14 protein-coding genes are annotated in these 15,583 nt (G+C 62.7%); 1 reads left to right on the top strand and 13 read right to left on the bottom strand.

Annotated elements, in window-relative coordinates; translation table 11 throughout:
• The first annotated feature begins 432 nt into the window (after positions 1 to 432).
• On the top strand, positions 433 to 663 hold the full coding sequence (locus JM946_RS09200; protein ID WP_203166995.1) for a DUF378 domain-containing protein: 231 nt from the start codon (positions 433 to 435) through the stop codon (positions 661 to 663).
• 139 nt (positions 664 to 802) lie between these two features.
• On the opposite strand, the gene mhpT is transcribed toward JM946_RS09200, so the two are convergent.
• From mhpT to JM946_RS09135, 13 genes are all read right to left on the bottom strand, one after another.
• Positions 803 to 2,044, bottom strand: coding sequence for a 3-(3-hydroxy-phenyl)propionate transporter MhpT (gene mhpT / locus JM946_RS09195; RefSeq protein WP_203166994.1), 1,242 nt, complete (start codon positions 2,042 to 2,044; stop codon positions 803 to 805).
• 31 nt (positions 2,045 to 2,075) lie between these two features.
• Entirely contained in the window at positions 2,076 to 2,483 is a 408-nt protein-coding gene (locus tag JM946_RS09190) for a RidA family protein (RefSeq protein WP_203166993.1), read from the bottom strand.
• On the bottom strand, positions 2,480 to 3,517 hold the full coding sequence (gene dmpG, locus JM946_RS09185) for a 4-hydroxy-2-oxovalerate aldolase (protein ID WP_203166992.1): 1,038 nt from the start codon (positions 3,515 to 3,517) through the stop codon (positions 2,480 to 2,482). The genes JM946_RS09190 and dmpG overlap by 4 nt, the downstream gene beginning before the upstream one ends.
• The gene (locus JM946_RS09180) at positions 3,514 to 4,455 is read right to left on the bottom strand and encodes an acetaldehyde dehydrogenase (acetylating) (RefSeq protein WP_203166991.1); all 942 of its coding nucleotides are present in this window, start codon (positions 4,453 to 4,455) and stop codon (positions 3,514 to 3,516) included. The genes dmpG and JM946_RS09180 overlap by 4 nt, the downstream gene beginning before the upstream one ends.
• A complete protein-coding gene (locus JM946_RS09175) occupies positions 4,448 to 5,284 on the bottom strand; it encodes a 2-keto-4-pentenoate hydratase (protein ID WP_203166990.1) in 837 nt (278 codons plus the stop codon). Before JM946_RS09175 ends, JM946_RS09180 begins: the two co-directional genes overlap by 8 nt.
• Positions 5,272 to 7,620: a TonB-dependent receptor gene (locus JM946_RS09170; RefSeq protein WP_203166989.1), complete on the bottom strand. Its 2,349-nt coding sequence runs from the start codon at positions 7,618 to 7,620 to the stop codon at positions 5,272 to 5,274. Before JM946_RS09170 ends, JM946_RS09175 begins: the two co-directional genes overlap by 13 nt.
• A gap of 92 nt (positions 7,621 to 7,712) precedes the next feature.
• Entirely contained in the window at positions 7,713 to 8,405 is a 693-nt protein-coding gene (locus tag JM946_RS09165; RefSeq protein ID WP_230979638.1) for a class II aldolase/adducin family protein, read from the bottom strand.
• A 17-nt stretch (positions 8,406 to 8,422) separates the two neighbouring features.
• Positions 8,423 to 8,674 carry a hypothetical protein gene (locus JM946_RS09160; RefSeq protein WP_203166987.1) on the bottom strand — a complete coding sequence of 84 codons (252 nt, stop codon included), beginning with the start codon at positions 8,672 to 8,674 and terminating at the stop codon, positions 8,423 to 8,425.
• Complete coding sequence (locus JM946_RS09155; RefSeq protein WP_203166986.1) at positions 8,671 to 9,495, bottom strand: DODA-type extradiol aromatic ring-opening family dioxygenase; 825 nt, start codon at positions 9,493 to 9,495, stop codon at positions 8,671 to 8,673. Before JM946_RS09155 ends, JM946_RS09160 begins: the two co-directional genes overlap by 4 nt.
• 6 nt (positions 9,496 to 9,501) lie before the next feature.
• Complete coding sequence (locus tag JM946_RS09150) at positions 9,502 to 10,371, bottom strand: alpha/beta fold hydrolase (RefSeq protein ID WP_203166985.1); 870 nt, start codon at positions 10,369 to 10,371, stop codon at positions 9,502 to 9,504.
• Entirely contained in the window at positions 10,368 to 11,150 is a 783-nt protein-coding gene (locus JM946_RS09145) for a dienelactone hydrolase family protein (RefSeq protein WP_203166984.1), read from the bottom strand. Before JM946_RS09145 ends, JM946_RS09150 begins: the two co-directional genes overlap by 4 nt.
• Positions 11,147 to 13,360: a hydantoinase B/oxoprolinase family protein gene (locus tag JM946_RS09140; RefSeq protein ID WP_203166983.1), complete on the bottom strand. Its 2,214-nt coding sequence runs from the start codon at positions 13,358 to 13,360 to the stop codon at positions 11,147 to 11,149. The genes JM946_RS09145 and JM946_RS09140 overlap by 4 nt, the downstream gene beginning before the upstream one ends.
• The gene (locus JM946_RS09135; RefSeq protein ID WP_203166982.1) at positions 13,357 to 15,447 is read right to left on the bottom strand and encodes a hydantoinase/oxoprolinase family protein; all 2,091 of its coding nucleotides are present in this window, start codon (positions 15,445 to 15,447) and stop codon (positions 13,357 to 13,359) included. The genes JM946_RS09140 and JM946_RS09135 overlap by 4 nt, the downstream gene beginning before the upstream one ends.
• Positions 15,448 to 15,583 lie beyond the last annotated feature (136 nt).

The raw sequence follows: 15,583 nt of genomic DNA, 5'->3' as shown, positions 1-15,583 counted from the left end.
CAGTTCTGCACCGGCCAGCAAACAAGAAGGCCGGATGCGAACGCCTGGTAGCCACCGGTGCGCCACGCACTTCAGAGGAGCTCATTCAAGCTCAGCTGCCCGAGCGATGCCCAGAACTGTTACGGGGGCGAGCTGGCTGACAGGGTCCAGCAGGACTGGCCGGGGCTGCGCGTCTCTATGCGACCGGGCGAAGCGCACTCTGTTGGGCGCTGTGCACTCTGATCCCGTGCGTCGTCGCACTCCGGCAAGGCGTCGGAAGCTGCCTCACCTCATTTGCTGCACAGACGTACTCGACCACGAGTGCCGTCGCGGAAACATCTTCGGTTGACGCGCATGCACGTTAACTTCGATGTGAAATTCCTCGCCACGCGGAACGGCCATAGCTTCTATACGTTGCACACGGGTCATTCACTCAGTTGCAGAGAGGCATTTATGAAAACCCTGAACTTACTTACGCTGATTCTCACAATCGTGGGCGGGATCAATTGGGGTCTCGTCGGCTTCGCGGAGTTCGATCTGGTCGCCGCGTTGTTCGGACCTGGATCGGGTTTATCTCGTACTGTGTATTCGCTGGTCGGATTGTCGGCCTTGTATCAGCTCATCCCGCTCACCAAGGCATTCAAAATCGACGAGCCACACGCCGAAGCCGCCCACCGCGTCTGAGCAGCGCGAGCGAGCAGTTAACGGGTCGAAACATAGCCTTCGACCCGTTCCTGCAGGCGCGACCTGGCGCCGCAGGCGGGAAGCAGGCGGTAACCTACTCCGGCCTCAGTCACCAGGTGCTGCAGGCTGGACGTTGTTCCTAGTGAGCGGAAGGTTCGGGCGCCGCCTCTCGGCTCAATGAATCCTTCGCAATGTATGTGAGCCAGAACAACGCTGCCCCCGCGGCGATGACCAACGGCACTAGCAATAGAATGACTCGGCCGCTGCTCGCGCCGGCACCTAGCGCCAGGCCCACGAGCAACGGGCCACTGATCGCACCGACACGCCCGACCGCCACGGCCGCTCCTACGCCGGCACCGCGCGCCTGGTGTTGATACAGACGAGGTGCAAGCCCGTACAGCACGAACTGCGAACCGAGCACGAAGTAACCGGCGGCAAGGGCCGCGGCCCACAACGTTTCACGCCCCGATGCGATCGCCAACGCGGACAACGAAACCGCCATGGCCAGATACACAAGAAACATCGGCCAGCGCACCCCGAAGCGATCGCAGGCCCGCCCGATAGTAAAAGAACCGATGATGCTGCCGACGTTGACCACCATGGTCGTGATGAACGCATCCCCGGGCGCAAAGCCCCGGTTGATCACCAACGAGGGCAGCCAGTTGAGCAATAGCGACAACTGCAGCAAAGTCAGCGCAAACACCACCCACAGCAGCACCGTGCGCAGCGCCTGCCCTTCGCCGAACAAATTATGGACATAGCCCGGTGATGCTTGTCGCTGGCGGTCGCCACGCGCGGCGGCAGTCTCCTTCAAACTCAACGCCAACAGCGCCGCGACAATCAGCGGCAACACGCCGCCAATGACAAACAGCCCCTGCCAGCCGATGGCACCGGATGCGAAGCGGGCCAGCAACGCAACCAGCACACCGCCGAGCGGCATTCCGCAGAACATGAGCGACACGGTCCCGGTGACCCTGCCCTTGGCCGCCACTTCCGAGACTACCGCGATGAGATTTGGCATGGCCCCACCGATGCCGAGTCCAGCCAGAAAGCGCATCGCCAATAGCGAGTTCACGTCTCGTGCCAGCGCTGCCGCCAAGGTGAATATACCCAGCACCACTACCGAGCCGATCAACACCGGCTTGCGTCCAAGTCGATCCGCGAGCCAGCCGCCGTAGGCCGCGCCGAAGGCGAGCCCAATCAGGCTGGCACTGAAGATCCAGCCCATCTGTTGTGGCGTCAATTCGATTGCGGCACGAATCGCGGGCGCCATGACGCCGATGATCTGCAGATCGAAGCCCTCCAGCACCGCGACACAGAAGCACAGGACGATGGTGACGGTTCGGTTCGAACCCGAATCGCGATGCTTGATCTCGGACATCAACTCTCCCCGAACTCACAGCGCCCGTGCCTCACGGCGCCAGCGCGATCACATCCAAAGCGTAATGCGCGTTGCCGCCGGGCGCTGCGTTCGCGTTTGCCACGCACACGGCGATCCTCGCTGGCGGATTCTCCGGGAAGAACTCGAGCCAGGCACGATGAAACGGCTTGCGCATCTCCAGATCATGCAGATAAAGCGTGACTTTGACCACATGCGCGAGCGTCGCTCCGGAGGCGCGCAGCACAGCCTCGAGGTTGGACAACGCTTGCACCGCCTGCTCGTAGCCATCGTCGGGCATCGTATTCGTTTTCGGATGCCGACCGCGAATCGCCGAGAGAAACAGGAATCCGCCCGCGCGGACGCCGGGTACCATGCCTGCCATGCGATCGGGCGCATCCGGCGACTGAGGCATCGAGGCGCGATCGAGTTGTGTCGTCATCGGGCGCCCTCGCGTGCGGCGACCAGATCCAAAGCGACGTCCACGATCATGTCCTCCTGCCCGCCAACCATGCGTCGCCGGCCGAGCTCGATCAGCACGTCTCGCGTATCCAGGCCGTGGGACGCCGCCGCCTTCTCCGCGTGCCGCAGAAAGGAGGAATAGACGCCAGCATAGCCAAGTGTCAGCGTCTCGCGATCCACGCGCACTGGCCGATCTTGCAGCGGGCGGACTAGATCTTCGGCCGCATCCATCAACGCAAACAAGTCCGTGCCATGCTGCCAGCCATAAACATTCGCCGTGGCGATAAAAACCTCCAAAGGCGCGTTGCCGGCGCCCGCACCCATGCCTGCGAGGCTCGCATCGACTCGGATCGCGCCGTTCTGGACCGCAACGACGGAGTTGGCGACGGCCAGCGAAAGGTTGTGATGCGCATGTACACCTCGTTGCGTCTCGGGCTTGAGCACCCGGTCATAGGCTTGCAGGCGAGCAGCATAACCATCCATGGTCATTGCACCCCCGCTGTCGGTGACATAAACACAGTGGGCGCCGTAGTCCTCCATCAACTTCGCCTGCTGAGCAAGCGCTTCTGGCGCGGACATATGGCTCATCATCAGAAATCCGGACACGTCCATGCCCAGACTGCGCGCGGCTTCGATGTGCTGTTTAGAAACATCCGCTTCGGTGCAGTGAGTCGCCACTCGCACGGAGCGAACACCCAGATCGTAAGCGCGCTTCAGGTCATCTACCGTGCCGATCCCCGGCAGCAGCAATGTCGTGAGTACGCTGTGTTCGAGCACTTCGGCAACCGCGCCGATCCATTCCCAATCGGTGTGCGCGCCAAAGCCGTAGTTGAATGACGAGCCGCCGAGTCCATCGCCATGCGCGACTTCGATAGCATCCACTTTCGCGGCGTCCAATGCCTTGGCGATTGCCTTGACGTGCTCGATGCCATACTGATGACGGATGGCGTGCATACCGTCACGCAACGTCACATCTTGAATGTAGAGCTTGCTAGTGCGCGGATCGAAGCTCATGCCGCCGCCTTCGCTTGCAAACGAAGCGCAATCTTCTCGGCGGTCTGCAAGGCCGCCGAGGTCATGATGTCCAGATTGCCGGCGTACGCGGGCAAGTAGTGCGCGGCGCCTTGCACCTCGAGAAACGTCGAGACCTTCCAGCCGCTGAACGCCGCGTCCATCTCGGGGATGCGCAAGGGGCTGGCGGCTTCGATGCGCTCGAACTGCACCTGTTGTTTCAGGCGATAGCCAGGCACGTACTTGCGCACTTCCGCCACCATGGTGTCGATGGAGGCTGCGATCGCGGCCGTGTCTGCATCGCCCGTGAGGCAGTAAACCGTGTCGCGCATGATGAGCGGCGGCTCGGCAGGATTGAGCACGATGATGGCTTTGCCGCGCTGTGCTCCGCCCAGTTCCGCAATGGCCCGTGCAGTGGTCTCGGTGAATTCGTCGATGTTCGCTCGGGTGCCCGGGCCCGCCGACTTGGATGCGATCGAAGCCACGATTTCGGCGTAGTGGACCCTGGCTACCCGGCTGATGGCGGCCACGATAGGAATGGTCGCCTGGCCGCCGCAGGTGACCATGTTGACGTTCGGCTCATCCAGACAAGCATCGCCGTTGACCGAGGGGACCACATAGGGCCCGACGGCCGCTGGGGTCAGATCGATCGCGATCTTGCCATGCGCTTTGAGGATTGCGGCGTGATGTCCGTGCGCACTCGCCGAGGTTGCATCGAAGACGATGTCGACGTGCTCGAACTGCGGCATGGCGAGCAACCCTTCGATCCCGCGCGCCGTGGTCGCGACCCCCAAGCGTTCAGCTCGCTTCAAGCCCTCCGAAGCTGCATCGATACCGACGAACGCGCTCATCTTCAGCACGCGCGACAACCGCAGCACTTTGATCATGAGATCGGTGCCGATGTTGCCGGTGCCGATGATTGCGACATGGGTGTCAGGCATCGCCGCTTTCCTCCAGGCCGAACGTCGCCTTGACACTGCCAAGGCCGTCGATGCGGGCTTCGAACTCATCGCCCGGCTTCACACCGACCATCGGGCCAAGCGCCCCCGCCAGCACCACGTCACCACTGCGCAGCGGCTTGCCCAGGCTTGCCGCCGTCTTCGCCAGCCACAGCACCGCGGACAAGGGACTTCCCATGCAAGCCGCGCCGTTGCCCGTCGAAACCACATCGGCTCCTCGCGTCATGCGCATGGTCGCATTGACAACGTCGCATTGGGTGAGCCGACGCAGCTCATGGCCAAGAACAAACATCCCCGACGAGGCATTGTCGGCGATGGTGTCGACCAGCTTGATGTCCCACTGCTGGATGCGCGACCCGACGATCTCGATCGCCGCGACGGCGTAATCGACCGCGGCCAGGACATCCGCGCTGGTGAGCCTGGCATCGTCGAGATCGCGACCCAGGATGAAGGCCACTTCGGCTTCCACCTTTGGCTGATGCAGCCGCCGGTAATCGATCGGCGCGCCCAAGGGCGCATCCATGTCATCGAACAACATTCCGTAATCGGGCTGATCCACACCGAGCTGCCGCTGCACGACGCGCGAGGTGAGACCGATCTTGCGACCGATCACGCGCCGGCCTTCAGCCACAAGGCGCGCCGTCCTCACTTCTTGAACGGCGTACGCGACAGCCACGTCGTCAGCCGGCAGAAGATGACGCACCGGCGCGCAGGGCTGTCCGCTAACCCATGCCTTCTGCAACGCTGCGGCCGCTGCGGCGATTGCCTGCTCGCGCGCCTGACTCATATCGCTGGCTGTTAGAACTGCCATGTCGCGCTCAGGCCCCACTCGGCCGGTCGGCCTGGCGATTGCGACACCGTGCCCAGCACGTTGGTCCGACCGTTGGTGCCGGTCGTGATGTACTCCTCATCGAACACATTGGTGCCGAACGCGGCCACTTTCCAAGCCGCGCCCGAGTCGTATTCCAAGCGCACCGTCATCACTCCATACGACGGCAACAGAATGGAATTCGACGTCGCGTTGTTGGAGAACTGTTGGTCCTTGTATGCGTAATTGGTGCTGAAATTCAGCTCGCCCGTCGTGAGCGGCAGCGAATACTGCGCGCCCGCGGTGTACGTCCACTCCGGCGAGCGGGCCAGTGGCTGCGCGTCGCAACGCTCGAAAGTCAACGGGCCGCCGGGGCAGCTGCCTGGAATGAGCAGCGGGCTGTTGGGCGGCAGCTCGACGTAGTCGATCTTGGTGTAGCCGACGTTCGCACTCAAGGTGAGATTGTCGGTCGCCGCGACCGTGAACTCGCCTTCGAAGCCGTAGATGTCGAGCTTACCGGCGTTCAGGAACAATACCTGCAGCGCGCCTCGCGAGAAGTCGGCGAGTTGCACCACCAGGTCGTCGTACTCCATGAAGAAGCCGGTGAGATTGGCGCGAACCCGGTCATCGAACAGCTGCGAACGAAGCCCGAGCTCGTAATTCACCACCGTCTCGGGATCGAACTTGGTGACTTGGGGCGGCGCCGAGCCGATCGAGGTGATGTCGATGTTGAACCCGCCGGACTTGAATCCTTTCGACACCGTCGCGTACGTCATGAACAGGTCGGTCCATTGATAGTCGAGCGTCAGACGGTAATCGACTGCATCCCAATGGCTGCTGTTGCCCTGGGGCGATCCGCCTGGCGGCAGCTGCGGGGTGAAAATGCCAACCTTGCTGATCAGCACGTCCTTCTCGTCGTAGCTATAGCGCAAGCCGGCCGTCACACGGGCCTTGTCGGTGAATTTGTAGGACGCCTGGCCGAACGCAGCGTAGCTATCGGTGGTCAGTTGCACGTCGGCATCGAATCCGATGCAGCACTCTGCTTGCAACGTCGCCGAATCGCGGGTGAGCTCGCGGTTATACCGCCGCTCCGCCGGCGTCTCGTGGAAGTAATAGAGCCCAACGACCCACTGCAGGTTGTCGTGATCGCCGAGCAGCTGCAGCTCCTGCGAAATCGAATCCATCTCGTTGACGGTGAGATTGGTCTGCGCGCCGAGCTGGCCGTAATCGTCCTGGTCGACGTCGGTGCCGTGGTTGTAGCCGGTGAGCGAGCGCAGCGCCAGCGTGTCGGTGAGCGTCCAGTTGATGTCGGCTGCGAGGAAGGTGTTCTCGGTGCTGCGATGAGCGTTGCAGAGCTGGTCGTTCGGGAACGCGTTCGTCAAAAGATTGGGCGCGTTGCCGAAGCGGCTCGCATCCACCGTCACCCGATCCATGATGCAGGTGTCATAAACCGAGTAGCCGTCCGGCGAAACGAAGTGCGGGTCGTCGATGCCAATCGCCGGTTGTCCGATGCTCTGCAGATAGGCACTGTACGCCGCCACCGGACCGATGGGAAAGCCATTGGGTTGGGTCAGACCGACGCCTGTGATCACGGTCGGAGAACCATTGCTCTTGTTCTTGGTGTAAGCGGCCGTGAGATCGACGGTGAGATCGTCGATTGGCTGCAAACGCAACGCCGTGCGAATGGCATAGTCGTCTTGATTGCCGCGCGCTTCGTCGGTACCGATGATGTCCACGTAACCGTCGCGCTTGAAATACGCCGCCTGGCCACGGAACGCCGCCTTCTCCCCAAGCGGAATGTTGATCAGGCCTTCGATGTCCGTCCGATCGAACGAACCGACCGTGCCGGTGAGCTTGGCTTCGAACACATCCTTCGGCTTGCGTGACATATAGCGGATCGCGCCGCCGGTGGTATTGCGGCCGAAGAGCGTGCCCTGCGGGCCACGCAGCACCTCGATGCGCTCGACATCGAGCAGATTCAGGATCGCGCCGGTGGAGCGTGGATAGTAAATGTCGTCCACGTACAGACCGACGCCCTTCTCGTTGTTCGCACGCCCCGAAGTCTGGCCCACGCCGCGAATCGTAAAATTCGGCGCCGAGTTGCCGACGGGCACCGATCCGCCGATCGATACGTTGGGCAGAAACGTCTGCAGATCGTCGACATTTCTGATGTTGGCTCGCTCGAGATTCTCCGCCGAGAACGCGATGATGGAGACCGGCGTTTGCTGGAGCGATTCGCTGCGCCGCTCTGCGGTGACGATCACCTCCTCCAAGCCGCTGCCACCCGCGGCAGGCTCGGCCGTGCTCTGCGCGTACGCCTGGCCGCCCAGCATCGCCATAGCAGCGACCGATGATAGCTTTCTATACGTCGTGTTCATTCCGCCCCCGTTAACAACTTGCGCGTGCTCGTTCTATTTCCGCGACGTGCGCGTCATTCAGATCGGCATCGCTTCTCGAAGTATTCCCACGCACGCGCTGCTGGCGCCTCGCCCAGCAATGCGGCCACGGTTTTGTCGATCTCTCCGGCCGATAGATACTTCACTTCGCCTAGTGCCCGCGATTGCAGATCCAGGCTCGCATTGACACTTAGATAAATGGAAGTGAGCACTGCATTGCGTACCGAGCTGCCGGTCACGACAGCACCGTGCCCGCGCATCAGGGCTACCGTGTTGCTGCCGAGCTTCGCCGCGAGATCCCGGCCTATCGCGTCGTTGGTCACGAGCAGCGATGTATCGCCGAAATTCTCCGCGATATCCCAGACCGGCACCTTGGCGCCGATCGCGCCGGCGACATGAATCAGGGGGCGGATCGGCGTCGCCGTGACGCCGAATGGAATCAGCTCGTGCGCGTGCGAATGAACCACAGCCTGCACATCAGGACGGGTCTGGTAAATCGCGCCGTGAATAAACCGCTCGAGGTAGGGCGAACGGGCGTCCGAACCGATGACATTGCTCGACAGATCGAACTCCATGATGTCTTCGGCGCTGACCAGCGCCGGGCTGCGCGAGCACGACAGCAGGAATCGATCCGGACGCTCCGGGTGGCGCGCGCTGATATGCCCGAAGGCGTCCACCACTCCCTCGTGAGCGAGGATGTGATTCGCGGTCGCGAGCGCCGCCCGCATGTCGGCTAGCGCGCCCACTATTGCAGCCCTCGCTTGCGATATTCGAGGACGTACTTCACGCCCAGCGTGCCGGCAAAGTTACGAATCAGCAGTGGATGAAGCCCCCACTCGTACAATGTCGCGACATCGCGCGCGATCAGCACATCGCGCTCGCGCTGGTCCAAGTCGAATCCATCGAAGCACGAAGCGTCGTTCGCCTTGAACGCCTCTTGACGCGCGGGCTCCTTGTCAAACCGAAACAAGAAGCCTTCCAGACCGGAGCGGCTCATAGCAGCAGCTCCGTGACGCCGATGCCGGTGTTCCAAGCGGCGACCGGCTCGTACGCCAGCACCTTCGCTCCCTTCGATCGAGCCGCGGCTGCGGCCATGATCCAGTTGCGAATTTCGGCGGCGCCATTACCGGCCGAGTCGATCACTTCATCAGAGTTCCAACTCGCAATCTGTTCGCAACGGCCGGCGGTAAACAGGTCGAGAAACCTTTGGTCGAAGTCGCGATTGATGGTGCCCGTCTGCGGCATTCCCACCCAGTGGCTGAGGCCGCCTGTGCCGACGATGGCGACTCGCTCGATCGCTTGCTGACGACGCAGCACGTCGCCCAGCGCCGCGCCGAAATCGAGACATCGTCGCAACGACGGCAGTGGCGCGATGGTGCAGTTCACGTACAGCGGCAGGATGGGAAGATCCCAGCCGTCCAGCAGCAGCTGCAGCGGACACGAGAAGCTATGGTCGAGCTTCATATCGCGTGCGCTCACCAGATCGAATCCCGCATCGACCATGCCGCCGTGCACGGCCGCGCCAAAGCCGGCATGCCCGCGATAGTCGCGCTTGGGAACGCCGAACTCGCCCCAGCCATCGAAACGCTCGCCCGCGCCGAGCGCGAATATCGGCAGCACGGTGTAGTCGAAGCTCAGGAAATGGTCCGTCGCGATCACGATCAAGACATCTGGCCGGGCCGCCTTCAACGATTCGCCGAGCGTACGAAATCCCGCGAAGACGCGCTGTGCTCTTTCGAGATCGTCGTTGTCGCCCGCGGGCGCGCGCATCATCGCACCCGTGTGAGCCGTCGCCGCCGCCCAAACCAGCTTGCCCATGACGATTCAGTTCCGCTGCAAAAAGTCGATCAGGATGCGATTCACTGCCGCGGCCTGCTCGTACTGCGGCCAGTGGCCCGCGCCTTCCACCAGTTCGAACGACGCGTTCGGCATGATCTCCGCGACGCGCTTGGCCACGCTCCACGGGGTCGTGGGGTTGCGATCGCTCCAGATGATCTTGGTCGGGATCTGAATCCTGGCGAGTTGTTCCTCGGTCAACAGATTCCGTCTGTTGTCCGGCCCGGCTTGCTCGGCCACCAGCTTGGCCATCGCGGCTCGGCTATCCGGCAGCATGAACGCCGTGTAGCGCGTCTCGACCAGCTCGTCAGTGACAATCGACTTGTCCAGCATCAGCCACTCGAGCCGCTCGCGTACCTTCTCTCGGGTCGGCTCTTCGCTGGCCTTCTTGGTGACGGCCTGCACTCGCGCGTGGATCTCCTCGCTTTCCTTGCGGCTGGCTTCATCGTCGAGCAGGAAACCGGCGCCGGTGATGGAGACGAGCGATGCGACTCGCGACGGGTAAAGCTGCGCAAAGTTGAGCGCCGTCCAGCCACCGAGCGACTGCCCGACGAGATGAACCTTCTGCGCCCCGATCGTATCGAGCAAGCGCTTCAGGTGTTCCACGAATAGCGGAGAGTGGTAAGTGACATCGGTAGGCTTGGCCGAGAAGCCGTGCCCGATCGCATCCATGGAAATCGCTCGGAAGCCCGCCGCCGCTACCGGCCTCACGTTGCGAATGAAACCTTCGGCGTGACCGCTCAAGCCGTGCATCATGACCACCGGCACGCCCGTGCCCGATTCGATCACACGCGTGCGCCAGCCACCGGCGTCGTAGTACTTGATCTCGCAGCCCAAGGCATCGGTCCAGAGAGTCATCGTGCGCTCCGATCCGCACGCGTCGCGCCCGGATCCAAATGTTGATGAAAGAAGGAGACAAAGCTGTCGTAGGTGGCGCGCGCCGCCGCTGGGTGGTAGCGCTCGATGGTGCTATCCATGTAGGCGTGTCGCGCGCCGGCGTGAATGTGGAAATCCACGGGATGCGGACAATCGCGCTCCAGCGCTGCTTTCAGCGCGAGCGTCTGCTCGAGCGGGATGGCCTCGTCGTTGTCGCCGAAGTGCAGCTGCAATGGGCAGCCGATCTGTTTCGCCAACACGAGCCGAGAGCGCTCCTTGCCATCGGGTGAATACGCCGGCGGCAAGACGGGAATGGCGTACAGAATCACCGCGCACGCCAAATCCTTCGAGCGCGCGGCCCAAGCGAGCGCGGTGCCGCCGCCGAGGCAGTAACCGATTGCACCGATTCGCGTTCGATCCACGCGCGGCAGGGATTTCAGATACTCGAGCCCTGCCTGCAAATCGGGTACCGCGGTTTCATCCTTGGCGGCCAGGAACGCCTTGCTACGCCTTTCCTCCGGCGTCGAATAATCCTGCGGAGGCCGGCCGCCGATGCGGCTGTACATGTCGACGCTCAACACGACAAATCCTTCGCCTGCGAGCCGGCGCGTTTCCGCCTGGCGATGCTCGGTGACGCCCAGATTTTCAGGGGCCGTCACAATGGCGCCGACCACCCGGTTTCCAGCAGGCTCCGCAAGATAACCCCGAACCAGGTCGCCGCCACTCTGAAAGGTCACCCACCTGGCGCTTGCGTCGTTCATGACGCGACCTCGATATCGAGCAGCGAAGGCTCGCCCTTGCGCCTGACTTCAACGTCGAGCAGCTTCGCGCAGGAAGGACAAGCATGCCGCACGACTTCCAGATCCGCGTGCAAGCGTACTCGCGGTCCCAAGTCACTCGCGCTCGCGACCGACTGCCGCGCGTAGTCCTTCCAATTCTCGTTGGCCGGCGCCAACGGCACGCCGCAATTGCAAACGAAGTAAGTGGAGCCACCCGCTTGAATGAACTTCGCCACGTCTCCGACGATGGCTTTCACAACCGCCTCGGGGCCGATGAGGGGCGCGCGCTCGAGAGTTTTGGCTGCAGGCCATTCGAGGCGCTGTGCGCGTAAGCGGCGACGACGCGCCTGTGTCGCGATGATGTCGAGTTCGTCGTCTCGTGTGATGACGCCGAAGATGGTCTCGGCAACGGCCGCCGAGAACACGCCGCCCTTCACGTCGGCGGCAACGTCCTCGGGCGAACGCTCCAGCGGATCGCCCCAACCGCCACCGGCTGTCGGATTGCACTCGTAGACATCGTCGCGATGGAATTCAAACTCCGGCGGCTTGGCGGTGAAGACGGTGTCCTCGCCTTGTAGCGACGCGAGACTGTCGGGCAGCTCGCCTTTCGCGAGCAACTCGCGAATGTTCGTGTGCCGCAGGAAGCGGCGATGATTGCAGCCGCTCGGATAGCCACCGAACAGGCCGCGAGAGGTGGGCGATTCATAGCCATGACACGCCACCAGCGACTCGACTTCATCGACTCCGTGGAGGATGAACGCCGCGCCCGCGGCCTGCCCGCCGACGTTGCGGCCTGCGCCGCTCGAATCGGTGATGATGCGACGATACAGATAAAGCACCGGCAGCTTGAGCTCGGTCGCTTCCACATTGGGCGCGCGACCCGCAGTGATATTGCGCTGACCTGAAACAGTGATGCCATCGCGATGCTGATAGGCCCCGCCGCCCGACAGCATCACTTCCAGGACCGGCGCGGTCGCCGGTTCGCCGTACTGATTCTTGCCATGAATATGAAACAAGTCCGGGCCGCTCGCCGGCGCCGCCTGCGCCTCGGCGACATACTTCGGATGCGTTGCCATGAGCTTCGACATCACTTCCGTCGTCGTCACCTCCACCAGCCACATCGCACCGAGCGGCCCTTGACTGCACGGCGCGGGGAACTTGCAGGAAACAACCGATCCTTCGCGCGACTTCACCTCGATGGGTCGCAGCAGGCCGTCGTTCCACGGCAAGTCATATGCGATGATGGGCAGAATGCCGGCGTAGATGCCCGCCAACAAACCAGTGCGAGTCGCGTTGATGAAACCCGGCGCCTGATCGTCCGAGCCGGTGTAATCGAACACGATGGAATCGCCCTGTTTGCGCAGCTCGACGTGCACTTTGTAGAGCTTGTTCTGGAAGCCGTCGTGATCGAGAAATGCTTGGGCGCGAAACACGCCGTCGGGCAGCTCCTGCAGGCGCTTGCGCATCTTGGCCTCGGACAGCTCCATCATGCCGTCCATCACGGTCAGCACGGTGTCGATGCCGTACTTCGCGATCGTGTCGTGCAAGCCTTTGACCCCGACGTTGTTGGCCGCCATCAAGCCCTTCAAGTCCAGGCTGATGTTGGTGGGCAGGCGCGACATGCCGGTAATGAAGTTGAGCACGTCGGTGCGCAGCTCGCCGCGATCGACGAGTTTCACAGGCGGGATCAGCATGCCTTCCTGGCGGATGTCTTTCGCCATCGACGCGAATGAGCCGGCCACCATGCCGCCCACGTCGAGCTGGTGCGCGCAGCCGCCCGTCCAGCCGATTCTCTTGCCCTCGTGGAAGATCGGTGCGAGCACGCCCACGTCCGGACAGTGCAACGCGCCCTTGTGCGGATGATTGACGATGAACATGTCGCCGGGATGGATGCCCGGGCTCTGCTCGCAATCCTCGATGACGTGTTTCACCATCAGCGACAGCGATGCCGCATGGAAGGTCACCGTCTTGCCCATCGTGACCACTTCGCCGAACGAGCGGTACAAGCCGGTGTTGAAGTCGGTTGCCTCGTTCACCAGCGAGGAGCCCGACACCGAGGCGAGCGTCACTGCCTGCTCATCGGTGATCGACAACAGTCGATGGCGGATCACTTCGAAGGTGATTGGGTCGACTTCCTTGCGTGAGTACTCGTAAACAGAAGATCGTTCAATATCCAGGCGCTGTGCATTCATGGCGCACCAATCGTCAAAATGATGTTTCCGTAGGGCTCCATCTCGGCGCTCTGCCCCGGCCCGACCACGATGGTCGTATCCGGGCGCTCGATGATGCAGGGCCCGACGAGCCGTGCGCCCGGCCCGACCGATTCGCTGCGGTAGACCTGCGTCGGCAAGAAGCCTCGACCGAAGAAATAAACCTGCCGTCGATCCGAGGGTTGATTGGAGTGCCCGGTGCTCCGCACCTTGCGTGCGCTCGGCTTGATCACCGGCGAGGTGCCTTCGACACGCAACACGGTGAACTCGACGCCCGAGATGCGTAGCGCCGTGTTCTTGCCGTAGATGCGCTCGTACTCCACCTCGAAGGCGTCGACCAGCGAGTCCACCTGGCGGCCATCGATGCGCCCCTCGGGCACGGGCACACTGATCTCATGCACCTGCTGACGGAAGCGCATGCCGACGAAGCGTTGAATCGTGACGCCTTCGCCCAATGCCTCGCGCGCTCGAGCCTCGAGTCCCTCGAATCCGGCGTTGAAGGCTGCAAGGTCGATGTGATCGGAGGCTTTCCGAAATCGCGCCGGTGCGTGCTGACCGAAAGCGATGGAGAACGACCGATGCCGATCGCTCGTGACAGTGCCGTATGCGGAGTGCGCAGGTCCGGTGTTCGGCACCACGACAGTGGCGATGCCGGCAACTTCCGCGTATTGATGAGCATGCGTGGCGCCCGCTCCACCGTACGCCATCAGTACGAAATCGCGAGGATCGAAGCCGGCGCGCAGCGTCACTCGTCGCAACAGATCAGCCATCTGATTGTTTGCGACTTCACGAATGCCCGCTGCCGCTTGCGCCACGTCCATTCCCAACGGCTCAGCGACATACTTTCGGACAGCCTCGTGCGCGGCCTCGACATCGAGACGCATGTTGCCGCCGAGGAAGTACTTCGGATCGATGATGCCCAAGACCACATCTGCGTCGGTGATCGTCGGCTCGACGCCGCCGCGCCCATAGCAGGCCGGACCCGGTGTCGAACCGGCGCTCTCCGGGCCGACGGTCAGGTGGCCGTCTTGCACGCGAGCGATCGAGCCGCCACCCGCGCCGATGGCGGTCACCTTGATGGAAGGCAACGCCACGTGAAAGCGGCCTTCTTCACGAACGGTCTCGAGCAGCGGCTGACCGTTGACGATCAATCCGACATCGAAGCTGGTGCCGCCCATGTCGGCGGTGAGAATGTTCTTGTAGCCAAGCAACTCACCGAGCTTCTGTGACGCGAGCACGCCGCCGGCCGGACCGGAGGTCAACAGGTTGGCTGCTTGAAACGCCGCCTCCGACGCTGGCAGCACGCCGCCGCCGGACTCCATGATGGAGATCGGTCCCTTGAAGCCATAATCCCGTACGGCACGCTCAAGGCCGTTGATGTAGCGATGAATGACCGGCCCGAGATAGGCGTTGATGGACGTCGTCGAAGTCCGCTCGTATTCGCCGATGACCGGCACCAGTAACGAGCTCATCGTAACGAACATGCCAGGCGCCTCTGCTTCGACGATTTGCGCCAGGCGTCGCTCGTGAGCGGGATTGCGGAACGACCAGAGCAGGCAGATCGCGATCGACTCGACCCCTTCAGCCAGCAGTTCGCGAATGGCCTCGCGAGCCTGCGCCTCATCCAGCGGCGCGATCACCTCTCCCTTGTAGTCGACGCGCTCGACGATGCCCCTGACCAGATGCTGAGGAACGATGGGCACCGGCACGCGGCGCTTGGAGAAGTGCGAGATTTCGTGGGTCGGCATACCGATCCAGCCACCCATCGCGCGTTGAATGCGCAACGTATCCTCGAAGCCTCGCGTGGCCAGCAACCCCGTGCGAGCGCCCTTGCGTTCGATGAAGGCGTTGGTCGCCGCCGTGGTACCGTGCGAAAAGTATTGCAGCTTTCCGACCAGCTCGCCGGAGGACAGGCCAAGCGCGCGTGCGGCCAATTCCATCGCATCCAGCACGCCGCGGGTGCGATCCTCCGGCGTCGTCAGCGCCTTGAAGATGCGCACGTCACCGTCGTCGGTGAGCAAGACAAGATCGGTGAACGTCCCACCGATGTCGGTGCCGATATAAGCCACGAACCCCCCTTCGCCATGAACCTGCGGTGGCCGTATGCGAGCGGCCAGCCGCGATGGATTGCAGAATAGGCAGGCGGGGAATAGATTGTCGGGGCTTATCTATAAACGATGTTTATACAACGGCGGTCGCCCGCTC

Origin of the sequence: Steroidobacter gossypii (assembly GCF_016801985.1) — a bacterium.
Classification (GTDB): Bacteria; Pseudomonadota; Gammaproteobacteria; order Steroidobacterales; family Steroidobacteraceae; genus Steroidobacter; species Steroidobacter gossypii.
The sequence above is the reverse complement of the archived record's forward strand: the minus strand, read 5'-3'. Positions and strand labels throughout refer to the sequence as shown.